Annotated in this window: 26 protein-coding genes; 17 read left to right on the top strand and 9 right to left on the bottom strand. The window is 58.7% G+C overall.

Annotated elements, in window-relative coordinates; genetic code table 11:
- Positions 1–7: 7 nt before the first annotated feature.
- The 4 genes from L8H52_RS06970 to L8H52_RS06955 all read left to right on the top strand — a co-directional run bounded on the left by L8H52_RS06970 (position 8) and on the right by L8H52_RS06955 (position 1,373).
- Positions 8–169 carry a hypothetical protein gene (locus L8H52_RS06970; protein WP_242206305.1) on the top strand — a complete coding sequence of 54 codons (162 nt, stop codon included), beginning with the start codon at positions 8–10 and terminating at the stop codon, positions 167–169.
- Complete coding sequence (locus L8H52_RS06965) at positions 154–852, top strand: AzlC family ABC transporter permease (RefSeq protein WP_242206303.1); 699 nt, start codon at positions 154–156, stop codon at positions 850–852. Before L8H52_RS06970 ends, L8H52_RS06965 begins: the two co-directional genes overlap by 16 nt.
- Positions 852–1,163: an AzlD domain-containing protein gene (locus tag L8H52_RS06960; protein WP_174244501.1), complete on the top strand. Its 312-nt coding sequence runs from the start codon at positions 852–854 to the stop codon at positions 1,161–1,163. The genes L8H52_RS06965 and L8H52_RS06960 overlap by 1 nt, the downstream gene beginning before the upstream one ends.
- A 63-nt stretch (positions 1,164–1,226) precedes the next feature.
- Entirely contained in the window at positions 1,227–1,373 is a 147-nt protein-coding gene (locus L8H52_RS06955) for a hypothetical protein (protein ID WP_242206301.1), read from the top strand.
- 47 nt (positions 1,374–1,420) lie between these two features.
- Here the strand turns inward: L8H52_RS06955 and L8H52_RS06950 are convergent, their stop codons facing one another.
- The 4 genes from L8H52_RS06950 to L8H52_RS06935 all read right to left on the bottom strand — a co-directional run bounded on the left by L8H52_RS06950 (position 1,421) and on the right by L8H52_RS06935 (position 4,554).
- Positions 1,421–1,693, bottom strand: coding sequence for a hypothetical protein (locus L8H52_RS06950; RefSeq protein ID WP_242206298.1), 273 nt, complete (start codon positions 1,691–1,693; stop codon positions 1,421–1,423).
- A gap of 267 nt (positions 1,694–1,960) precedes the next feature.
- A complete protein-coding gene (locus L8H52_RS06945; protein WP_242206296.1) occupies positions 1,961–2,641 on the bottom strand; it encodes an SOS response-associated peptidase family protein in 681 nt (226 codons plus the stop codon).
- A 28-nt stretch (positions 2,642–2,669) separates the two neighbouring features.
- Positions 2,670–3,512 (bottom strand): ABC transporter permease, encoded by an 843-nt coding sequence (locus tag L8H52_RS06940; protein ID WP_242206294.1) that lies wholly within the window; start codon positions 3,510–3,512, stop codon positions 2,670–2,672.
- Positions 3,513–3,573: 61 nt separating this feature from the next.
- Positions 3,574–4,554 (bottom strand): aliphatic sulfonate ABC transporter substrate-binding protein, encoded by a 981-nt coding sequence (locus L8H52_RS06935; RefSeq protein ID WP_242206291.1) that lies wholly within the window; start codon positions 4,552–4,554, stop codon positions 3,574–3,576.
- Positions 4,555–4,848: 294 nt separating this feature from the next.
- On the opposite strand from L8H52_RS06935, the gene L8H52_RS06930 reads away from it, so the two are divergent.
- From L8H52_RS06930 to L8H52_RS06920, 3 genes are all read left to right on the top strand, one after another.
- Positions 4,849–5,796, top strand: a complete 948-nt coding sequence (locus L8H52_RS06930) for an ABC transporter substrate-binding protein (protein WP_242206289.1) — start codon at positions 4,849–4,851, stop codon at positions 5,794–5,796.
- Between the two features lie 131 nt (positions 5,797–5,927).
- On the top strand, positions 5,928–6,827 hold the full coding sequence (locus tag L8H52_RS06925; RefSeq protein WP_242206287.1) for a polysaccharide deacetylase family protein: 900 nt from the start codon (positions 5,928–5,930) through the stop codon (positions 6,825–6,827).
- A 101-nt stretch (positions 6,828–6,928) separates the two neighbouring features.
- The gene (locus L8H52_RS06920) at positions 6,929–7,171 is read left to right on the top strand and encodes a DUF1652 domain-containing protein (protein WP_242206285.1); all 243 of its coding nucleotides are present in this window, start codon (positions 6,929–6,931) and stop codon (positions 7,169–7,171) included.
- Positions 7,172–7,175: 4 nt separating this feature from the next.
- Here the strand turns inward: L8H52_RS06920 and L8H52_RS06915 are convergent, their stop codons facing one another.
- Positions 7,176–7,538 carry an NUDIX hydrolase gene (locus L8H52_RS06915; protein WP_242206284.1) on the bottom strand — a complete coding sequence of 121 codons (363 nt, stop codon included), beginning with the start codon at positions 7,536–7,538 and terminating at the stop codon, positions 7,176–7,178.
- Positions 7,539–7,762: 224 nt separating this feature from the next.
- On the opposite strand from L8H52_RS06915, the gene L8H52_RS06910 reads away from it, so the two are divergent.
- Positions 7,763–7,960 (top strand): DUF2188 domain-containing protein, encoded by a 198-nt coding sequence (locus L8H52_RS06910; RefSeq protein WP_242206282.1) that lies wholly within the window; start codon positions 7,763–7,765, stop codon positions 7,958–7,960.
- A 68-nt stretch (positions 7,961–8,028) separates the two neighbouring features.
- On the opposite strand, the gene L8H52_RS06905 is transcribed toward L8H52_RS06910, so the two are convergent.
- The gene (locus L8H52_RS06905) at positions 8,029–8,268 is read right to left on the bottom strand and encodes a hypothetical protein (protein ID WP_008085812.1); all 240 of its coding nucleotides are present in this window, start codon (positions 8,266–8,268) and stop codon (positions 8,029–8,031) included.
- 184 nt (positions 8,269–8,452) lie between these two features.
- Here L8H52_RS06905 and L8H52_RS06900 point away from each other — a divergent pair, with 184 nt between their 5' ends.
- Positions 8,453–8,788: a hypothetical protein gene (locus L8H52_RS06900; protein WP_242206280.1), complete on the top strand. Its 336-nt coding sequence runs from the start codon at positions 8,453–8,455 to the stop codon at positions 8,786–8,788.
- A 78-nt stretch (positions 8,789–8,866) separates the two neighbouring features.
- Here the strand turns inward: L8H52_RS06900 and L8H52_RS06895 are convergent, their stop codons facing one another.
- On the bottom strand, positions 8,867–9,415 hold the full coding sequence (locus tag L8H52_RS06895) for an Rrf2 family transcriptional regulator (RefSeq protein ID WP_242206278.1): 549 nt from the start codon (positions 9,413–9,415) through the stop codon (positions 8,867–8,869).
- A 292-nt stretch (positions 9,416–9,707) separates the two neighbouring features.
- On the opposite strand from L8H52_RS06895, the gene L8H52_RS06890 reads away from it, so the two are divergent.
- The 5 genes from L8H52_RS06890 (at position 9,708) to L8H52_RS06870 (ending at position 15,647) form a co-directional block, all read left to right on the top strand.
- On the top strand, positions 9,708–10,913 hold the full coding sequence (locus L8H52_RS06890; RefSeq protein ID WP_242206275.1) for an NAD(P)/FAD-dependent oxidoreductase: 1,206 nt from the start codon (positions 9,708–9,710) through the stop codon (positions 10,911–10,913).
- Between the two features lie 283 nt (positions 10,914–11,196).
- Positions 11,197–11,709 carry a formaldehyde-activating enzyme gene (gene fae / locus L8H52_RS06885; RefSeq protein ID WP_093437400.1) on the top strand — a complete coding sequence of 171 codons (513 nt, stop codon included), beginning with the start codon at positions 11,197–11,199 and terminating at the stop codon, positions 11,707–11,709.
- A 10-nt stretch (positions 11,710–11,719) separates the two neighbouring features.
- Positions 11,720–12,754 (top strand): aldo/keto reductase, encoded by a 1,035-nt coding sequence (locus L8H52_RS06880; RefSeq protein ID WP_093437404.1) that lies wholly within the window; start codon positions 11,720–11,722, stop codon positions 12,752–12,754.
- Positions 12,751–14,184: an NAD-dependent succinate-semialdehyde dehydrogenase gene (locus tag L8H52_RS06875; protein ID WP_242206274.1), complete on the top strand. Its 1,434-nt coding sequence runs from the start codon at positions 12,751–12,753 to the stop codon at positions 14,182–14,184. The genes L8H52_RS06880 and L8H52_RS06875 overlap by 4 nt, the downstream gene beginning before the upstream one ends.
- 98 nt (positions 14,185–14,282) lie before the next feature.
- On the top strand, positions 14,283–15,647 hold the full coding sequence (locus tag L8H52_RS06870; protein ID WP_242206271.1) for an MFS transporter: 1,365 nt from the start codon (positions 14,283–14,285) through the stop codon (positions 15,645–15,647).
- Between the two features lie 189 nt (positions 15,648–15,836).
- Here the strand turns inward: L8H52_RS06870 and L8H52_RS06865 are convergent, their stop codons facing one another.
- Together L8H52_RS06865 and L8H52_RS06860 are read right to left on the bottom strand one after the other, a co-directional pair.
- The gene (locus tag L8H52_RS06865) at positions 15,837–16,712 is read right to left on the bottom strand and encodes a LysR substrate-binding domain-containing protein (RefSeq protein ID WP_242206270.1); all 876 of its coding nucleotides are present in this window, start codon (positions 16,710–16,712) and stop codon (positions 15,837–15,839) included.
- Positions 16,713–16,920: 208 nt separating this feature from the next.
- Positions 16,921–18,099, bottom strand: coding sequence for a hypothetical protein (locus L8H52_RS06860; RefSeq protein ID WP_242206268.1), 1,179 nt, complete (start codon positions 18,097–18,099; stop codon positions 16,921–16,923).
- A 186-nt stretch (positions 18,100–18,285) separates the two neighbouring features.
- Here L8H52_RS06860 and L8H52_RS06855 point away from each other — a divergent pair, with 186 nt between their 5' ends.
- From L8H52_RS06855 to L8H52_RS06845, 3 genes are all read left to right on the top strand, one after another.
- Positions 18,286–19,218, top strand: coding sequence for a LysR substrate-binding domain-containing protein (locus L8H52_RS06855; RefSeq protein ID WP_242206266.1), 933 nt, complete (start codon positions 18,286–18,288; stop codon positions 19,216–19,218).
- A gap of 141 nt (positions 19,219–19,359) precedes the next feature.
- Positions 19,360–20,784, top strand: a complete 1,425-nt coding sequence (gene aldA, locus L8H52_RS06850; protein WP_242206264.1) for an aldehyde dehydrogenase — start codon at positions 19,360–19,362, stop codon at positions 20,782–20,784.
- Positions 20,785–20,866: 82 nt separating this feature from the next.
- Positions 20,867–22,186: an MFS transporter gene (locus L8H52_RS06845; RefSeq protein ID WP_242206262.1), complete on the top strand. Its 1,320-nt coding sequence runs from the start codon at positions 20,867–20,869 to the stop codon at positions 22,184–22,186.
- Position 22,187 lies beyond the last annotated feature (1 nt).

The following is a 22,187-nucleotide window of genomic DNA, read 5'->3' as shown; positions in this document are numbered from 1 at the left end:
CGCCAGCATGTTGTTGGCCATCCTCGGTTGCAAGCGGCTTGCCGATGAACGGTTGCATTCGGCTGATTTCCCACAAGTGCGCAAGATTGTTCAAGCCAGAAAAGCGAATTTGCTGGCACAGTCGCCGACCGTTTTCCTGGTTGAAGAACGTTTATGTCTGACTCAGTAATGCCACGCAGTGCGTTCCTTCGTGGCGCTGTGGCGATCATGCCGTTGTCTCTGGCCACCGCGCCGTGGGGGCTGCTGGCCGGTTCCATGGCGATCGAAGCCAACCTCACGCCGCTGCAAGGTCAAGGTCTGTCGAGCATCGTGTTTGCCGGTGCCGCGCAGTTGGTAGCGATCGGCATGCTCAAGGGCGGCGCGGGGATTTTCTCGATTCTGCTGACCACGTTGCTGCTGACGTCGCAGCACTTGCTGTATGGCATGAGCATGCGCTCAGTGATTTCACCGCTGCCGGGGCGCTGGCGAATCGGTTTGGGCTTTTTGCTCACCGATGAGTTGTTTGCGCTAACCAGTCAGCATGACCGTCAGCAGTTCAATCGCTGGTATGCGTTGGGCGTCGGCCTGACGTTTTACCTCGCGTGGAATCTGTTCACCCTGGCCGGCATTGTCCTCGGCAGCAGCATTCCGGGGCTTGAGCATCTGGGACTGGACTTCTCGATTGCCGCCACGTTTATCGCTTTGATCACGCCGGTGGTGCGTAACGTGCCGACGGTGGTGTGTGTGGCGGTTTCGTTGTTCTGCTCCGTGCTGTTCAGCTATTGGCAATGGGGCTCGGCACTGGTGTTGTCCGGGCTGGCGGGAATGACCGCCGGGTTTGTCTGCAACAAGCTGTATCGGGAGCGCACATGATGGTTTGGGCCGTTATTTTTGGCATGGGTATTCTGGTTTTTCTTAACCGCTATGTGTTTCTCGAGCCTCGCTTACCGGTACGTTTAAGTAGCAACGCGCGGCAGTTTCTCGGGTTTGCGGTTCCCGGAATGCTCACCGCCATTTGCGGGCCGATTGTCTTCATGCCCGACAAACAGCTGAATCTGCAGTGGGATAACCCGTATCTGCTTAGTTCGCTGGTCGCGATCGCACTGGTGATATATACGCGCAGCACTTTGCTCAGCATGTTGCTGAGCATGGCGTTCTTCTTTCTGCTGCGCTGGTGGTTGTAAGTGGTCCGCTTGAAACTGTTCTACGCTTTAGGGATGAAGGTTTACTGATAAAAGGAGGTGCGCATGGCGACTGAGCAAAAGCATCCAGAGACGGATGAGCAAGAGACTGATGAGCCGACTGAGGAGGAAATCGAGCGGGAGAAGCACAGGGAGCAAACCTGGAAGCATGATGACGGTCGGGACCTGTCAGATCCGGATCGCAAGTTTTAATTGATTTATACGAAAAAGCCCCGCATTTACGGGGCTTTTTCGTGGTTTCAAAGATCGTCCAGCTGCGTGAAATCGGGGTGTGAAGCCCGAAATCCCAAGGTTCGATCGATCCACGCATTGAGCTCGTTGACCATTACCGGCGGGTGGCCGGGATACGCTTCGAGGGTGGTGCGCAGGGTCTGTTCGATATCGGGTACGGAACGCAGGTTTCGGGTCTTGATGTAGTGGCCGATAAAACAGTCGAGTTCAAAGCGTTCTGTCATCGACAGATAAATACACTCCAGGCCGCTGACCTGTTTGATTGCAAAATCGTCGCGCAACTTATTTCTCTGCAAGGCTTGTAGAAGTTGTGGGGGATTCCTGATTTGTTGACTCTTTGGTCAACTGGTATACCAATCGGAAATGCGGCGCGCATGCTATCCGTAGTGATTCTAAATGTATGTATGACGGTTGAAATGTCAGACAGGCGGTTAGTTCATTCGAACGTCTGTTTCATCATCGGTGTTTCGTCGTTGAAACACCCGGTGTAACGCTGTGGATTCAAAGCTTTGGCCGTTTTTTTTAGAACGTGCCGCTCCGGGAAATATTTAGCCGGCGGGTTCAATCAATTCGGCGCCCTGATTGCGCGAGTTACCGACAGCTTTGCCGACTTTGTGCCACTCGAACACTTCGCTGCCTTCACCTTCGAACAGCAACATTTGTTCGGCACGCTCGATGGGCGTCGCTGGATCGAGCCATTCGTGCACTCGATCTGCGCGCAACACCACCGGTCGGCGATCATGGATATCGAGCATGCCGCCGACGGCATCGGCGGTGATGATGACGAAACCGTCGTCATCCCGAGCCGCTGTTTCGGCTGTCGGAAATTGTCCGATGGCCGCGCAGAAAACTGGCCCGTGATCCGCGCGACGGATCAGCCACGGTTGGCGGGTTTTGTCCTCGGCGTCGACCCATTCAAACCAGTTATCGACCGGCACAATCAAACGATGGCGCCAGATCGCCCGGAAGAACGGGCCATGGGCGACCTTCTCCACCCGGGCATTGATGGGGGCGGGGCGATCCCTGGCCCAGTGCGGGCGCCAACCCCAACGCAGATTGTCGGCATGCAACTGTTGCCCTTGTTGATGCAGGACGGCCAGCGCGGTGGTCGGCGCCGCGTTGTAGCGATCAAGCGGTGCATCGCCGACGTGATTGATCAACGCGTCGGGAATGCTCAACACCGCGACAAAGTCGTGAATGCCACGGTACTGCGAGAGTCTTCCGCACATGGCTGAATCTCCGGTGGGAGATTTCAGCTTAGTCGTTGGCGTCCTGACCGGTGAACGTGTCGCGCCATTTCAACCAGCGACGTTCGAGCATGGCCAGCAAGCCGTCACTGAGTTTGCCGAGCAAGGCGAGCACGATGATCGCGGCCAGCACGATGTCCGGCCGCGAGGTTTCCCGGCCGTCGCTGAGCAGGTAACCCAGGCCCTTGGTCGCCGCGATCAACTCCGCCGCGACGAGAAACATCCACGCCAGGCTCATGCCGCTGCGTAACCCGGTGAACAGGCCGGGCAGGGCGGCCGGCAGCAAGATCCGTCGTACCAGTTGCAAGCGGCTGAAGCCGTAGATGCGGCCGACTTCCACCAGTTTGCGGTCAATATTGCGAATGGCCGCGACGACGTTGACGTACACCGGAAAAAACGCGCCGATGGCAATCAAGACGATTTTCGACGTCTCGTCGATGCCCAGCCACAACAGCAGCAGTGGCACCCAGGCCAGGCTCGGAATCGAGCGCAGGGCGGCGAACGTTGGCTCCAGATAGGCCTCGGCTTCTCGGCTCAAACCGACCCAAGCAGCAAACACCAATGCCAGACTGGCGCCAATGGCAAAACCCAGCAACACCCGAATCAGGCTGGCGCCAATATGCTTCCACAACGCGCCTTCGGCGAGGTCGGTGAGGGTCAGGGCGATCTCGCTCGGCGCTGGCATCTGGTAGGACGGCAGCCAACCGATGCGTACGATAATTTCCAGCGCGACGATGATCAGTAGCGGCAGGGCCAGGCCTTTGCAGCGGCGTTGCCATGTCGAATTCAAACTCGCAGGACGCAGGCGCGGTACGGCAAGTGGCGCGGGCAAGTCTTTGCTGTGAGTGGTCATGGTCTTGGCTCCGCTCACGACAAATCCGCGACAGGCGCGGATTTATCGTGAGACTGATCGATTACTGGTGGGTGACGGCTTGCTGCACACCGCTGTCGAGCAATTGATCGATGACTTGATCGACATTCACCCCTCGGCGCACCAATTCCTCGGAGACCAGAATCGGCGCCGCTGCCTTGGAGGCGCTGATGTCCTCACGGGTCAGTTGCGGGCTGCTCAGGTCGGTGCGTGACAGTTGCAACTTGGCCACGTCCAGCGGCAAACCGGATTCCTTGGCCAACAGGGCGGCGAATTCATCGGGGTTTTTCAATGCCCAGTCGCGCGCCTGTTCATAGGCCTTGATCACGCTGTCGATGGTCTGCGGGTGTTCCTTGGCGTACTGCTCGGTGACGCTGACCACGCCGTAACTGTTGAACGCCGGGTTGCGGTAGAGCAGGCGCGAACCGGCCTGCACCTGACTGGCGGCCATGTGCGGATCGAGTCCGGCCCAGGCGTCGACATCGCCTTTTTCCAGCGCGGTGCGGCCGTCCGGATGTTGCAGGTGAACCAGTTCGACATCGTCTTTTTTCAGTCCGGCCTGTTGCAGGCTGCGCAGGGTAAACAAGTACGGGTCGGTGCCTTTGGTGGCGGCAATCTTTTTGCCTTTGAGGTCGGCGACGGTCTGATACGGCGAATCCTTGCGCACCACCAGCGCTGTCCATTCGGCGCGGCTGTAGACGTAGACGGATTTGATCGGGCTGCCATTGGCCCGACTCAGCACGGCCGCCAGGCTGGCGCTGGAAGCGAAATCCACGCCGCCACTGTTGAGGTATTCCAGCGAACGGTTGCTGCCTTGGCTCAGTACCCAGCTGACCTTGGTTTGCGGCAAAGCCTTTTCGAGGAAGCCGAAGTGCTTGAGCACCAGACTGACCGGCGAGTAATAGGCGTAGTCGAGATGCACTTCCGCTGGCGCGGTCTCAGTCGCGTGGGCGAACGGTTGCAGACTCAGCACCACGGCGCTGGCGGCCAGCAGTGTTTTGAAATAAGCAAAGAACGATGTCATGGAGCGCTCCGGCAAAGGCACAGGTTTCTTATGTCCAAAAAAATATTTTTATCGAATGCTTCCTGCATGAATGGAATATTGCAGGCTCTGTGCCATGTGCTTGGAAGTGCCTGTTTATAAGGGTTTTACGGCAGGATGCAGGGACTCAGCTGTTGCATGGCCAACAGTGTGGTTAGCCACTGTTGCCACGCGAACAGCGGGCATCGAGAGTGATGAGCTTATGCTTTAATCGAATTTCAAAACCAAGAAATAACAGCGTTATGGTCTATGCAATTTCCCTCTGCAGGTCAGCCCATGAAGCTTTCTCGTTTCCTACGCAGTGCGCTACTCACAGCGCTGTTCACCTCGCCGCTTTCCTACGCAGCCGAGCCATTGGTCCTGCATGTGGGCGATCAGAACTACTACAACATCCGTGCTTCGGTGGAAGCGTCCGGCGTGCTGAAAGACGCGCCTTATACCGTTGACTGGAAACACTTCCAGGCCGCAGCACCCTTGGCGGAGGCCTTGCAGACTGGGTCGCTGGATCTGGGTTTTCTCGGTGATTCCGGCTTTTTGTTTCTGGCCGCCAAGCAGGCACCGGTGAAACTGATCGGCGTCTCGCGGCAGAATCCGGAGACCATCGCGTTGCTGGTGCCGAAGGATTCGCCTGTCAAAACCATCGCCGACCTGAAAGGCAAGAAAGTCGCCTACTGGCCGGGTGCCTGGAGTCAGCAGTTAACCTTGCGCGCCCTGGAGCAGAGCGGTCTGCCGGACAACTATGTCGACTTCGTCAAGCTGATGCCGATTGATGCCGCCGCCGCGTTGCCACAAGGCAGCATTGACGCCTTCCCGGTGTGGGAACCGTACATTTCCCAGCAGATCGTGTTCTCCGGCGCGCGACCAATCCTGACCGCAAAGAATCTGATGCCGGGGCTCAGCGCGATCGCGGCGTCGACACCGTCCATCGACAGCAAGCGTGCCGCCATTGCGGATTTTCTCGGTCGTTTGAAACAGGCGCGGGCCTGGGTCGATAGCCACACCGATGAGTACGCTGATCTGTGGGCCAAGAAAGCCAATCTCGACCAACAAGTGTCGCGGCACTGGTTGCGTCAGGCGCACATGACGGTCGGGCCGGTGGATCAGCAGGCTGCGACGGACCTGCAAAGCACTGCCGACTTCCTGTTCAAAGTGAAAGCGCTGCCGGCCCCGTTGGCCACGGCAGGGATTATCGACAGTTCTTTTCAGCAGGCATTGACGCACTGAGCGAGCGCCGGAACCAAACCCTGTGTACCTTATCCAACCTCCGCTCGTGTATCGGAGCGCAGGGATGGATAAGGGCGAGGGAGTTTTGCCAATCGACCACATGACGGCCGTCGCCGTGCTCAAGGCAAAACATGAACTCCGGATTCAAACTTCTCTGTGCCGCACTCATTGCTCTTGGGCTGGCTGGTTGCATCGCCGCCCCGATTGAAATGACCGCGCAAACCGAAACACGGCTGAAGACCCAGGCGCCGGTGCGCTTTCTGTTGACCTTCGACGATGGCCCCAGCGCCTCGAGTTTGTGGAATCCGTCGGCCACGGTGCTCGACAGTCTCAAGGACAATCCGCTGATGCCGAATATCAAAGCGGTGTTCTTCGTGCAGACGCGTGCGCCACGAGCGGGCAACAGTGACATTGGCCGCAGCATCATGCGTCGTGAACATGAGGAGGGGCACATTCTCGCGTTTCACACCGCGACCCATTGGCACACCAATCATCGCTTGCTCAACCCGCAAGAACTCGAAGAGTCGCTGAGCAACGGCACGGCTGATATCGCCGCCATCACCGGCGCGCCACCGACACTGTTGCGGCCACCGTTCTGGAATTACGACAAACGCACCTTCACCGCCTATCAGCAGCACGGTTTGCACGTTTTGCTGACGGACCTGAGCGCCAACGACGGCAAGATCTGGGGCTTCAATGCCAGCCCACGGCGCCGGGCCAACATGCTGCGGCAATTATCGGAAGTCCGTGAACGTATTGCCCTCGGTGAGTTGCCGACCGTAGACGGCGTCATTCCAGTGGTGGTGACCTTTCATGATCTCAACCGCTATACCGCGCGGCACACCCGCGAATACCTGCAGATTTTGCTGGATAGCGCTGCCGCCACGGGAGTGAGACTGGCGGACAAGCCTTTCTATGATGATCACGCTGAACTCGAGAAAGCCGCGCTGGCGCGTACCGTGGAAAAAAGCTCGGAAGCGGTGAGTTTGCCGGGGATGTGGAACTGGATCTGGGATCATGACGCGCACTGAGGAAGTTGTGACGCGCTTGGCATTTTTGTGTCGAGCAAGACACAAATTGCTCATCTATGCTCTACGGATTCATCGAACCATCGCCTGTGAGGCGTCCACCCATGCTTGTCATTGCCGATATTTGCCGCATCGTCGAGTCTGGCTTTCCGGCACGTAAATGTGACTGCACCCCATCAGCGCAGGGGCTCCTGCAGATCAAGGTTTATGACCCTGAAAGTGGACGGGTGGATTTATTGCTCAATGGCGTTTCCCCCGAGCATCTCGTCACCATCCGTGACATTTCCAACTTCATCGGTGAATTACGCACCGAAATGAGCGCCGGTCGTCGCGCATTCGCTGGCTAAGCCCTCATAACCGTCGCTGAAACGCTTGAACGATGCGCAGCGTCGCTTCGCTGGTGTTCAAATTGCCCACCGCGTCCAGCGGATGCCAGATGCAATCGATGATTTCGTTTTGCGGGCGCACCTGCTCAAAGTCCTGCACCGACGCTTCGTAAACATGATGCCGGGTGCTGCCGCTCTGCAGTTCCATCAGATACAAGACATCTTCGGCATCCAGGCCGGTTTCTTCCTGCAATTCGCGCACGGCAGCCTGCGCCCGGGTTTCCCCTGGCTCGACCTTGCCGCCGGGCAATGTCCAGCGGCAGCGCGGTTTGCGCACCAGGAGAATGTGGCGATCCTGTTCGCATATAACGGTTGCACGTACTTTCATCTGTTACCTGTTTTGCTGACTGTCACAAAATAGAAATAAAACTGCAATATTTGAGCCGGGCCTTGAGGCAAAGGTTTCATGGGGATTTGGAGGGCTGATGTCCGGGAAAAGTGCCGGATCCTTGACCGCCGGGCTGGCGACACCCGGTCGGCCATTCGCGTGGATGAGGGTGTAAGGTAAAAGCGTGAAGCTGGATCTGACCGTTAGCGAAAATGGAGGTGTCCATGAGCATGCCGATGTTGAACAAGATGCACATGAACGGCTATGACGTGCTTAGCGTGAACAATGGCCCATGGCGGGTTTGCACCCAGGGCGATCGGCTGGCGTCGTTTGGTAGCCGGGAGGAAGCGCTGGCCTATGCCGCCGCACTGCCCGGCTACAAAAAACGCTCGACGCGCACGCAAAGTCACAAAAGCCACTGACTGAACGGCTGCAATGAAAGAGCCCCGGCACTTGTCGGGGCTTTTGTTTGGGGGAAGGGATGCAGGTCTCAGTGGACCTTGGTTCGGCTGATGGCGCGGGCTTTCACTTCCTTGGCATACAACTGCAACCGCTCTTCATCGCTTTGCAGCACCTCGCAGGATCTCAGCACGGTTTGCGCATCCGCCTCGTTGCCGGATTTGCGCAGTTGTTCGGCGATACGTTTCAGGTCGACCGCCGACCATCGCAAGTCCGATGCGACGCTTTGCAGGTCGCGTTGAAGTTCGTGTTCGTATTCATTGAGCCGCATGATCACCTCCAGAACATTCTCGGTAGAAAAGAGTAGTCGCATTTTCAGGCGATGGACAAAGCGCATTCGTCAGTACGCCCAGCGGTTGTGAAAAGTTGTGCAGATTGCGCCAAGGGCGCAGTGCCACGATGGATGTAGAGCCGCTTACACGCTACATTCACTTTTTTCAGATCAGGAATACACCATGCGGATATGGATCGGGAGTCTGGCGTTGGTCATGTTGGCAGGTTGCTCGTTGCCGGCCTCGCTGGTGCCGGGTGAGCCGAATATCAGCAAGACCAGTACCAAGTCGCCCAAGGACTATGCTGCGTGTTTATTACCGTTGTGGCAGAAGGATGTGGCCAAGACTTCGCAGACGTCGATTTCCAACGGCTACCGTATCACCGCGCCAAGCATCATCACGGCCGATGAGATTCTCGATATCGTCAAGTACAAGGACGGCAGCCGGGTTTCGTTGTATCAGGGGCCGCCGTGGGCGAAGTCCGGTTCGTTGCGCCAATCGGTACGTGACTGCCTGTAAGCATTTCGTCAGAAGCAAAAAAGCAGAAACCGGTTAAACGGTTTCTGCTTTTTTTTTGAAGTTTTACCGGTCGCTACGTCAGTCGGAAATGTCGGTGAGAGGGATGCTGCCGACGTTGCCCTTTTTCTCCCGCCGATCCTGCATCCAGTCTTCCACTTGCTGACCGAACTCTTTCGGTGCCTTGCGTCCTACCTTCCTTGCGATGTCGAGGATGGTCTGTTGGGCGAGGGCTTCTTCCATGCGTTTTTGCGCGGTCATCATCGCCCCGTGAATCGAGCAAGTGCCGTCGACGGCCCACTCTGGTGGATTGCCGTCAAACAACGCGCAGCGTCCGCGAATGTCGCGGCACTCGAAAATATTCTTGCGCCCGTCGATGGCGTTAACGATGTCGAGCAGGCTGATTTCATCGGCCGGCCGCGCCAGGCTGAATCCGCCGCGCACGCCTTCTGAAGCCACCACCAGTTTGCCCTTGGCCAGTTTGGTAAAAATTTTTGCCAGGTATTCCAAAGGCACGCCTTGCAATTCCGCGAGGTCACGCACGCTGGCCTCACGGGTATCGCCGTTGCTGGTGACCAGAAAAGCCAGGCAATGGATGCCGTATTCGACGCCTGCACTGTAGAGAGACATAAATAAGTCCGACTTGATTTGTCGTAAATACTACCAGCCAGATCGGTCCCCGGCAATCCGCTCGGTTGAACAGAACACCATGAATATCAGCTGTATTACCTGTAAATACCAGAGATGACTGCGGCGTTGCGTTGGATTTGATATCTATAAATCCGATCAAACCTATCGGATAATCTGACTTGTTGGTTTTATATCCGACCAATAGAGTCGGCGCTATTGAGTCGGGATGACCGGCTCACGACGAATTCGATTTCACCTCTTTCAATCGCTGGGCGTTTTCTGGAGAAACACAATGAAGCAGCAGATTCTGATTGTCGGCGCCGGGTTTGGCGGCATGTGGTCGGCGTTGAGCGCTACGCGTCTGGTCGACCTGCACAATCGCAACGACGTCGAAATCAGCGTACTCGCACCGCAAGCCGAGTTGCGCGTGCGTCCACGTTTCTATGAACCCAATGCGCATCAACTGGCCGCACCGCTGCATGAACTGTTCGAAGCAGTCGGCGTTCACTTCATCAAGGGCACGGCGGAAACCATCGACGTGGCGAACAAAACCGTCGGTTACTCCGATGCTGCGGGCGGCAAGCAAGTGTTCCACTACGACAAACTCGTTCTGGCCAGCGGCAGCGGTCTGGCACAGTCGGCCACGCCAGGAGTCGCTCAATACGCCTTTGACGTTGACCAGATCGAAGCGGCGATTCGTCTGGAGGCCCATCTGAAAGCCCTGAAAGACCAGCCTGACAGCAAGTCACGCAACACGGTTGTCGTAGCTGGCGGTGGTTTCACCGGGATTGAAACGGCCACCGAGATGCCGGGGCGTCTGCGCGAGATTCTTGGTGAGCGGGCAGATATCAAGGTGATCATCGTTGATCGCGGCGCGAAGATCGGCGCGTCGATGGGCGAAGAGATCAGCCAATCGATCCTCGAAGCCAGTGAAGCGTTGGGCGTTGAATGGCGTTTGGCTGTGTCGGTACAGTCGGTGGATGCCAACGGCGTGACGCTTTCGGATGGCCAGCACATCGAAGCGAAAACCGTGGTCTGGACCACCGGTGTACGCGCCAGTTCGCTGACCGAGCAGATTCCCGCTGAACGCGACAAGCAAGGTCGCCTGCACGTCGACGCACACCTGAAAGTCATCGGTCAGGACGACATCTTCGCCACCGGCGATGTCGCCTACGCCGCCACCGACGACATCGGCAACTATGCACTGATGACCTGCCAGCACGCGATCTCGCTGGGCCGGCACGCCGGTAACAACGTCGCGGCGCAGATTCTTGGTGTCGACCCGACGCCGTACAGCCAGCCGAAATACGTCACTTGCCTCGACCTCGGCGCTTGGGGCGCGGTGTACACCGAAGGCTGGGATCGTCAGGTGAAGCTGGTCAAGCAGGAAGGCAAAACCCTGAAGACGCAGATCAACACCCAGTGGATCTACCCGCCGGCGGCTGATCGCATTAGCGCGCTGGCGGCGGCAGATCCGCTGATTCCTGTAGTCGCGTAACAAACGCCGCAGCCATCGATCCCGCTCCCTGAGCGGGATTTTTTTGCACTCGCAAAAGGGCTATGACTAAAACTCATTGCCCCATGATTTTTAATGGTTACGGCCGGCTCCAGCCCCGGTGTTAAAAAATCGCAAACACAGCTCATCAATAACAACCAGAGAGCGTTTGCAGCCATGTCCCGTTTCTTCCGCCGTCTCTCCCCACGCCTGTTATTGACCGCGCTCGCCGTCCGGCCTGCGTGAGCTATCGAACATCCCTCGTATCGCACAAGAGTAATGACTGATGAAAGAACTCGACCTGTACATCGGTGAAGGTTTCGAAGGCCCGGGCGTCAACGCCGCACACATCAATATTCTGATCGGCCCGCGCAATGGCCCGGCGGGGCAGGCGTTCGCCAACAGCCTCGCATCGCCTAGCCAGGGCCACTGCCCGTTCATGGTGATTGCGCAACCGAACATCCCGGTCAAGCCGATGACCCTGTACGTGAACAAAGCCGCGATCAGCAGCGACCTGCACGGCAACGCCACGTGGGGTGCCTCGCAAGCCGGGATCGCCAAAGCCGTGCTCGAAGCGCTGCTCGACGGCACGCTGCCGCCGGAAGCCGAAGACGAGTGGGCGATCGTCACCGCCAACTGGGTCAACCCGGCTTGCGACGACCTCGACGCGGTGTACCTGAACAACTACAACGCCTGCCGCACGGCGATCCGCGCGGCCCTGACCGGCAAGCCGGAAACTGCGCAATTGAAAGATGTCGTTGCGCACATCAGCAACCCTTTCTATACGCCAAAAGCCTGAGGTCGACGCCATGCAATACATCCGTTTGGGCAACTCCGGCCTGCAGGTTTCGCGTCTGTGCCTGGGCACGATGAACATGGGCACGCCGGACTGGAAACCGTGGATCTTCAACGAAAAACAGAGCGAGCCGATCGTCGCCCACGCCTTGGATAACGGCGTGAATTTCATCGACCTCGCCGACTTCTATTCCGCCGGTGTCGGTGAAGAAGTGGTCGGGCGCATCGTCAAGCGTCTGGCCCGCCGCGAAGACCTGGTGATCACCACCAAGGTCGGTTACGGCACCCGCAGCGGCATCAATGCCAGCGGCCATTCGCGCAAGCACATCATGGACAGCATCGACGCCTCGCTGAAGCGTCTGGACATGGATTACGTCGATGTGTTCATGCTGCATTACTTCGATGTGAACACCCCGGTCGAAGAAACCATGGGCGCGCTGAACGACATCGTGCGCTCGGGCAAGGCGCGTTACATCGGCGTGTCGACCATGCTCACCGGGCAACTGGCGAAAATCCTCATGGCCTGCGAGCGCAACGGCTGGGTCAAGCCGATCAACATGCAGCTGCAACTGAACTGCGCCTACCGCGAAGAAGAGCGCGAGATGATTCCGTTCTGCCGCGATCAGGGGATTGGCGTTTCGGTGTTCAGTCCCTTGGCGCGCGGTCTGTTGACTGGCGACGTGCAGTCGACCCGTAACCAGACCGACTTCTTCACTCAGCAGATGTACAGCGACGAAGCCTCGTTCGAAATCGCCCACTCGGTGCAGCGCGTAGCCCGTGCTCGCGGAGTGTCGAATGCGCAGATCGCCCAGGCGTGGGTGGCCAATCATCCAGGTGTTGATTGCATGCTGGTTGGCGCTGACACCACCGCGCAATTCGACAGCGCATTGGCTGCACTCGAGACCCGACTTGATGCTGATGAGCTGCATGAACTGGAGCGCAATTACACCCCATGCGATGTGATCAACGACTACACCGCCGGTAAACGCATCCTGCGCTCGGCGCGTCCGGGGCTGGAGCGTTTCACTTTGCAGGGAGCGGTGGCATGAGCGATTTGATCCGACACGGCAACTTCATTGATGGCCAGTGGGGGCAGGGCGGTGCGACCTATCCGGTGCGCAACCCGGCCAACGGCGAGCTGATCACGGAGGTGCAGAAGGCTGGCACCGAAGAAACCAACCGGGCCATCGACGCCGCCCACCGCGCACTGCCGGCGTGGCGCAAATTGACCGCGAAGGAACGCAGTCAACGCCTCAAGCGCTGGAGCGAGTTGATGCTCGCCAGCCAGAAAGATCTGGCCACGCTGCTCAGCCGCGAACAAGGCAAGCCGCTGGCCGAGGCAATGGGCGAAGTGGTTTACGCAGCGAGTTTTCTCGAGTGGTTTGGCGAAGAAGCCAAGCGTGCCTACGGTGATGTGATCCCGAGTCACAAGGTCGATGCGCGGATCATTGTGGTCAAGGAAGCCATCGGCGTGGTCGCGGCGATCACGCCGTGGAACTTCCCGTTGGCGATGGTCACCCGCAAAGTCGGCCCGGCGCTGGCGGCGGGTTGCACGATGATTCTCAAGCCTTCGGAAGAGACGCCGCTGTCGGCATTTGCCTTGGCCGTATTGGCCGAGCAAGCAGGGATTCCGGCGGGTGTATTCAACATCGTGTCCGGCGATGCCGTCGCTATCGGCGGCGCGCTGCAGGCGTCCAGTGTTGTGCGCAAACTGTCGTTCACCGGCTCAACCCGCACCGGCAAACTGCTGATGCGCCAGGCCGCCGACACCTTGAAAAAAGTCTCGCTGGAACTGGGTGGCAACGCGCCGTTCATTGTCTTCGACGATGCCGATCTGGATGCTGCGGTCAAAGGCGCGATGGCCTCGAAGTTCCGCAACACCGGGCAGACCTGCGTCTGTGTGAATCGCTTCTTTATTCAGGACGGCGTTTACGAGGCCTTCACCGGCAAGCTCGCCGAAGCGGTGGCGGCGATGCGCGTCGGCAATGCGCTGGACGGTGAAACCGAACAGGGGCCGCTGATCAACAGCGCGGCGCTGGCCAAGGTCGAAAGCCATGTCAGCGATGCTCTAGAGAAGGGTGCGACGCTGTTGTGCGGCGGCCGTCGCCACGCCTTGGGCGGTACGTTCTATGAGCCGACCATCCTTACCGAAGTCAGCGGCGACATGTTGATTGCCCAGGACGAAACGTTCGGCCCGGTGGCGGCTTGCTTCCGTTTCAAGGACGAGGCCGAAGTGCTGGCGCGGGCCAATGACACGCCATTCGGTTTGTCGGCGTACTTCTACAGCCGCGACATCGGCCGGGTCTGGCGCATGGCTGAAGGGCTGGAGGCGGGCATGGTCGGGATCAACGAAGGGATCATCTCCACCGAGGTGGCACCGTTTGGCGGGATCAAGGAATCGGGCCTCGGCCGCGAAGGTTCGAAGTACGGGCTGGATGACTATCTGGAGATCAAATATCTGTTGATGGGGGGGCTGTAACCCTCAGCGAAATCTCCTTGTGGGAGCAGGCTTGCTCCCACATACAACCAAGCAAGAGCAATCGGTTTCTCCGTCAATAACAACAATTGGAGACGAACATGTCCGCTCAACCCATAAAAATCGACGACCTGCCGATCGGCCGGTTCCACATCAAGATCGCCGGTCTGACCTTCGGCGCGCACTTCACCGACGGCTACATTCTTGGCCTGATCGGCATCGCCTTCACCTTGCTCAGCCCGCAAATGCAACTGGACGCGTTCTGGCAAGGCTTGATCGGCGCGTCGGCGTTGATCGGGCTGTTTCTCGGCAGTCTGTTTTTCGGCTGGATCTCGGACAAGGTCGGCCGGCAGAAAATCTTTCTGGTCAGTTTTGTGCTGATCACCGTGGCCTCGGTGATGCAGTTTTATGTCGAAACAGCGATGAGTCTGTTTCTTTGCCGAGTGCTGATCGGCATCGGCTTGGGCGGTGACTTCAGCGTCGGCCACGCGATGCTGGCCGAGTTCTCGCCGAAGAAACATCGCGGCGTTTTGCTGGGTTCGTTCAGCGTGATCTGGACCTTTGGTTATGTTGCCGCGACCTTCGTTGGCACGGCGATGCTCAGCCTTGGCGATGACGCCTGGCGCTGGATGCTGGCCTCGTCGGCAATCCCGGCAGCGTTGATTCTGATTGCGCGCATCGGCACGCCGGAATCGCCACGCTGGCTGGTCAATCAGGGGCGCATCGCCGAGGCGCGGGCGATCGTCAAAAAGCATCTGGGTGACAACGTTGAACTCGACGAAACCCGCTCCACGGAAACCCGATCGGGTTATGCGGTGCTGTTCAGCCGTGAATATCGCAAGCGCACGGCGTTCAACTGCCTGTTTTTCGTGTGCATCGTGATGCCGTACTTCGCCATCTATACGTTCCTGCCGTCGATCCTGCAGAAGATGGGCCTGGCCGAAGGCTTCGGCACTGAGTTGATGTTGAACATGTTGCTGATCCTCGGCGCGCTGATCGGCATCTGGTGCACGATCAAATTCACCCGACGCGGATTTCTCATCAACTCGTTCATCATTCTGGCGCTGGCGTTGTTTCTGCTGGCGGTACTGCCGGGCAGTGCGGCGTGGCTGATGGTGCTGGTGTTTGGCCTGTTCACCTTGGTGCTGTCGGCGGTGAGCAATCTGGTCGGGGTGTTTCCGGCGGAGAGCTTTCCGACTGAGGTTCGCGCCAGTGGTATCGGGCTGGCAACGGCGGTGAGTCGCTTGGGTTCGGCCTTCAGTACGTTTCTGTTGCCGGTGAGTGTGGCCGGGATCGGCTTGAGTCCTACCATGGGCATTCTCGCGGCGATTCTGGCGATTGGCGCATGGCTGTCGTGGGCGTGGGCGCCGGAGACCAAGTCGCTGACGTTGAGCCAGGCGTGCAAGGCGCAGAGCCCGGTGGAAGGGAGTTCGATTGTCGTGAGTAAAGTCGCCACGCCGATTTGATGTGCAAGGCTTGAAACCTCCCCCTCACCCCAGCCCTCTCCCCAGAGGGGCGAGGGCTGGGGTGAGGGGGCCGATCTATGTTGTATTCAGAATCTACGTTCGACTCGGTATCTCAGGTCGGCGTAGTTCGAATAATCACCTCGGTCAGTTCCCTCTCCCTCCGGGAGAGGGCTAGGGTGAGGGGCTCTTTCAGGGGTTACTCACCATACTCAGCCAGTCAGTAAACAGCTTCACCTTCGACAATCCCTGCTTGTCATTCGCCACATCCAGCCAGTAGCCATAAGGCCCGATCACTTCAATCGGAGTGATCGGCACAAGGCTGCCATTGGCCAGTTCCTTCTCGATCATCTGCCGATCAATCACCGCCAGTCCGCCACCGGCCAGCGCGGTGTGGATCACCTGATCGAGCGTGCTGAATTCCAGCCCCTGTCCCGCATCGATATCCTCGCGACCCATCGCCGCCAGCCAGTTTTCCCAGACCTTCAGACGCTTGCCGTCATGCAGGATGTGCAGCAATGGAAACTCGCGCAGATCCGGCGCTTGATCGCCATTGAACAGTTCTGGACTGGCCACGGCGATGTGCCGCTCCATCACCAGCAATTGACTGGCGCACTGGGTGGACGCCGCGAGGCCGAAACGGATGTGACAGTCGATTTCCGCGAGGCTGTCGTGGCTGGCCTGATTGGTCACGCTGAGGCTGATGTCCGGGTAGCGCTGGCAGAACGCGCGCAGGTGTGGCGACAGCCAGCGCGTCGCCCAAGTGGGCGGAGCGAGTACGCGCAGACGCTGGCGCAGGTTGGGCACGCGTACGGCTTGCAGGGCGCGTTCCATGTGGTCGAAGGCTTCGGCCAGATGCGGCTTGAGGTTGCTGCCGGCTTCGGTCAGCGACAGGCCTTGCGGGGTGCGCACGAACAGGGCGACGCCGAGGTAGTCTTCGAGCTGTTTGATCTGACGACTGACTGCGCCCTGGGTGACGTTCAGGCCGAGTGCGGCCTGGCTGAAACTGCGATGACGCGCGACTTCTTCGAACACGCGCAGGGTGTTGAGGGAGGGCAGTTGACGCATGGAGGCAGAACCCCGGATCGAGCGTTTGGCTCGGTTTGTTTTTGTAGGTTTTGTTTGTAGGGGGTATCTGACTATTGGTGAGGGTTTGATGCAAGTGGAGTTTGTGCGGGCGCCTTCGCGAGCAGGCTCGCTCCCACATTGAAATGCATACCAATGTGGGAGCGAGCCTGCTCGCGAAAGCTATCTCATCGGCGCAATCATGTCGGGATCAGAAGTAGTAACCAACGTTCACATACACCTGGTTCTCCCACTGATCCAGCCCGCCCGCACCCAGGCTCTGGGTATAGCTGCTGCCGCCAATGTACGGATCATTGCGGCCAAACAACCACTCGGCCGCGACCCACAGTTTGCTGACCGAAAACGAGCTGCCGAGGATCATCCGCTCTGATGTCTTGTAGCCGCTGGCGGATTTGTCGAAGGCGCTGTAGTTGGCGTAAAGCTTGACCCCGCTGACCTGATCGAAGAGGTATTTGCCCGCCACGTCATAGCTCAAGTCCGCGACGTACAGATTGCCGCGACTGGCGACATTGTAAGTACCGTCATACCCGCCCAATGTCACCACTTCATCACTGCCGGGATTGCGCGGTGACATCTGCTGTCGCGCCGCTTGCAGTTGCACGCCCCACGGGCCGTTCTTGCCCAGATAGTGGATGGCCACGGCGTTGCGCCGGCCATCGCTGTTGGTGTCGCGGTTCTGCAGGCTGGAAGTCAGGCCGGAGATGCCGACTTCGGACTTCCACGGGCCCAGATCAAGTGCCTTGGCGACGCGCAGCACCACGGTGTTGCGTTCCTGATTGTCGCTGCCGTCGGCCACGTAACTGTCGGCTTCGGAGACAATGCTGGAATAGCTCACGCCATTGCTGGTGCCTTTGCCTTGCCATGCCGGGCGCAGGTAGTAGCCGGCCTGGAGGTTCCAGTCGCCGCTTTGCTGGATGTACTTGGCGCCGACTTGCTGCACGTCTTCAAGACCAATGACGTTGCCGAGGGTTTCGTAAAAAGTACTGCCGAAGTACGGCTGCAAACCGAACGGCACGGTGTTCAGGCCGACTTGTACTTGCTGATCGGGATTGAACTTGTAGCCGGCCCAGGCGAACTTGGCGAACTGGATATCGCCGTAGTTTTTTGTGTACTGGTAAGGGTAGGAACGACCGTAGAAGCGGTACTGCGCCTCACCGATCCAGCTGTCGGAATTGTACTTGGCGCTGAGGAATACCGTGTCGAGGCCGAACTTCTGAATGTCGCGATCCGGGTCGAGATCCCAGCGCGCACGAATGGCGCCGCCCAGATCGAGATTGTCGGTGACCTGCACGGCCATCGCCGGGGCGGCAATGCTGCAGAACAGAGCGATGGAAGTGCTGCGCAAGCGCAAGGAAGCAGAGAAGGGCATGGAGCGGCTCTCGATTGTTTTTATTAGAGATGCCGCGCAGTTTTGCCATCCGGTGTGTGTTGAACAAACGATAAAAACGGTGAACAAACCTGCATCGAATGCATGTTACTCGCAAATTCCTGTAGGACAGTCCGGCACACTCATGGGATGCTTTGCGCCTTGTCAGTGGTTTTCGAGTGCCTTGATATGAAACGCAAAATGCCCGGCCTGAACGCGCTCAAGGCGTTCGAAGTGGCCGGCAGCACCGGCAGTTTTACCCGCGCCGCCGAGTTGCTCAATGTCACCCAGAGTGCGGTCAGTCGTCAGGTGCGGCAATTGGAGGAACAGCTCGGCGAGAGTCTGCTGGAACGCCGTCACCATCATCTGGAACTGACCGCTGCCGGCAAGATTCTCCTGCGGGCGCTGCACCAGTCGTTCGACAAGATCGAGCTGACGGTGCGCAGCATTCAGCAGAAAACCCACTCCAACCGATTGCATATCAATGCACCGCCGACCTTTACCAGTCGCTGGTTGATGCCGCGTCTGGGCCGACTGCGCGAGCAACATCCCGAGCTGGAACTGAGCATCACCACGCGCTTGCAGGACAGTCTGGCGGAAACCAGCACGCTCGATTGTGCGATTCGATTTGGCAATGGCGAATGGGACGGTCTCGACAGTTCGCTACTGGTTCAAGAGCGCCACATCGCTGTGTGCGCGCCATCGTTGTATGCCCGCGAGAGTGGCGAGCAAGGCATCGACCTCAATCGCCTGACGTTACTCCACGTTCTGGCCAGGGAAGACCAGCGCTACCTGACCTGGAATCACTGGCTCGACGCGGCGCGCATCACCGGGGTGGATACCCAGGGCGGTTATGAGTTCGATCTGCTGGACCTGGCGATTCAGGCGGCGACCGATGGCCTGGGCATCACCATTGCCGACTGGCACATGGTTGCGGCAGAACTGGCCAGCGGGCAGTTGACGCAAGTGCTGAATGTGCATGTGGAAGGGCATCAGTCGTACTGGCTGGTGACCCGGCCGGAGCAGACGGATATGCCGCAGTTGCAGGTTTTTGCTCAATGGCTGCAGGAGGAGATCTGGCTGGCGCAGCGCCAGTTAGAACCCTCGACCGCAGCTACTTGAGTCAGCCCGGATGCCCTGTGGGAGGTCATTGGGGGTAACCTGCGTTTTTCGAATGTTTAACCGCCCGATAAATCGTTTGTTCAACCCGCCATCGATGCCAAGACTGGCGGCATTGATAAAAACAAACGATGGGCGATGCACATGCGAATCGAGCGAAATTTTGTTAACGGCCAATTCATCGAGCCTGCCAGCGCGGCGCTGATCGCGGTCTACAACCCGGCTACCGAAGCGTTGCTCGGCCATGTCTCGGGTGCTACCGCCGAGGAAGCCAGCGCAGCGGTCGATGCGGCGGCAGCGGCGCAAAAGGTCTGGGGCAAACTCACCAGCATCGAGCGCGCCGAACATCTGCGGGCCTTTGCCGCAGCGTTGGAAGAGCGTGCCGAAGCCATCGGCAGCGCACTGGCCGCCGAGTCTGGCAAAAGCGTCAGCGATGCCAGCAACGAAGCCCGTTATGCCGCGCAGATCACTCGCTACCACGCCGAATGGGCGCGGCGCATCGAAGGCGAAATCATCCCCAGCGACAGCCCTGACGAAAACCTCTTTCTGCACCGCGAACCGATCGGCGTCGTTGCCTGCCTGATCCCGTTCAACTACCCGGTTTACACGTTGCTGCGCAAAATCGCCCCGGCGCTGATTGCCGGCAACACTGTGGTGGTGCGCCCCAGCAACAACACACCGACCTCGGCATTCGAAATTGCCAAAGCGGTGCAGCAATCGGGCATGCCGGCCGGTGTGATCAACATCCTGACCATGGATCACGCCACGGCAGCAACCGTCTGCACCCATAAAGCCGTGGGCCTGATTACCTTGACCGGCAGCGTCAACGCCGGGCGCATCGTCCTCGATTACTGCAAGGCCAATATCGCCAAGCCGTCGCTGGAACTGGGCGGCAAGACCCCGGCGATCATCGAAGCGGATGCCGACCTGGATGCGGCCGCGACCGCGATCGTCGCCTCGAAAACCACTCATTGCGGGCAGTTGTGCACAGCGGTCGAGCGCGTCTACGTGCAAGAAAGCGTCCACGACCGATTCCTTGCGCTGCTCAAGGCGAAAATCGCTGAAGTGAAATTCGGCGACCGCGCCACCGACGCCAGCCTGATGGGCCCATTGGTCAACGCCAGTTCGCAGCAGAACATTCACGCCATGGTCGAGCGCGCCATCGCTGCCGGCGCGACGCTCGAAAGCGGTGGTGTGTTGCCGCAAGGGCCGGGGCATTTCTATCCGCCGACGCTGCTCAGCGGTTGCCGCCAGGACATGGAAATCGTCCAGGAAGAAATCTTCGGCCCAGTGCTGCCGGTGCTCAAGTACCGCAACATCGACGACGCGCTGGCCATGGCCAACGACCATCAGTTCGGCCTGTCGTCGGTGCTCTACACCGAGAACTACCGCACCGCGCAGAAAGTCGCCAACGCCATCGAGGCCGGCGAGTTGTACGTCAATCGCACCCCGGCTGACCCGTATCAGGGCTACCACGCCGGCTGGAAACGCTCCGGCCTGGGCGGCGATGACGGCAAGCACGGCATGCTCGAATTCACCCAGACCCGACTCGTGGTCATGAAGTACTGATCCACTGCAACACGCCTCACGCTGCACCTATAAAAACAATTATCAGGGGCGCCCGGAGCACGGGTCGCCCGAGGTCACTTCAATGTCCAAGCATGCATCCTCTGCTGCCGCTGTTCAGGGTTCCGATTCGGCTGTGAAAAGCCAGAGCGACAAGGGAAGTCGCTATTTCCAATTGATGTTGCTGGTGCTCGCCGCCGGCGCGATCTATCCGATTCTCTACCTGCGTCAGGTCTATCAAACGACCATGCTCGAGGTGTTCCAGATCAACCACAGCGAGCTGGGTTATCTGTACTCGATGCTTGGCACGATCTTCCTGCTCAGTTACTTGCCGAGCGGCTGGCTGGCCGATCGCATTGCACCGCGCTTTCTGATTTTCTTCTCGCTGGTGGCCACTGGTGCCTTGGGCCTCTGGTACTCGACCGCGCCGTCGATGACCGGGTTGATGATCATCTTCGGCTGCTGGGGTTTGACCACCGGTTTGACCTTCTGGGCCTCGGTACTCAAACGCGTGAAAATGATTGCGCATCACACCGAACAGGGCCGGTTCTTCGGCATTCTCGACGGTGGTCGCGGCTTGGTCGAAGCGTTGCTGGCGACGGTTGCGCTGGGCTTGTTTGCCTTCGCCACGGAGACCCGTGGCGAGTCGACCGCCGAAGGCTTCAGACATGTGGTTTACCTGTACGCCTTCACCTGTATCGTCATCGGTTGTCTGCTGGTGCTGATCAAGGACCCGAAGTCGATGGAAGACACGCCAGCGGTGGAGAAGGGCAAGTTCAATCTGCTCGCCGACCTGACCACGCTGGTGAAAATCCCTGAGCTGTGGCTGGTCACCGCCATCGTGTTCTGCGGTTATCACATCTTCTGGGCCACCTACAGTTTCTCCGACTATCTGCAAGGCAGCGGCATGACCGCCGTCATGGCTGGCACGATTACCACGATCAAACTCTGGATGCGTCCGATCGGTGGCATTGGCGGCGGCTGGCTGGGCGACAGGTTCTCGAATATTTCGGTGCTGATCGTCGCGCTGTTGCTGGCGAGTCTGGCGATCGTCGGGCTGATCGTGTTTCCCGCGCTCAACAGCATCGGTCTGTTGATTGCCACGGTGATTTTCATCGGCCTGATGACTTATGCAATTCGTGGTCTGTACTGGGCGATTCTCGACAGTTGCAACATTCCGCTGCGCATCACCGGTCTGGCCATCGGCATCGTCTCGGTGGTCGGCTACATGCCGGATGCCTTTATTCCGCTGATCAACGGCTACCTCACCGAGCACTTTCCCGGTGCCCTCGGCTACAAGCTCTACTTCGGCTACATCGCCACTATCGGTCTGGTCGGCACCCTCGCTGCCGTGACCCTGCGTGCCCGAATCAATCGTCAATCTTCGAAAAAAGCAGGTGCCTGAG

The organism is Pseudomonas sp. CROZ-RG-20F-R04-15, assembly GCF_022662375.1.
GTDB lineage: Bacteria > Pseudomonadota > Gammaproteobacteria > Pseudomonadales > Pseudomonadaceae > Aquipseudomonas.
This window is presented reverse-complemented; position numbering and strand designations above follow the sequence as displayed.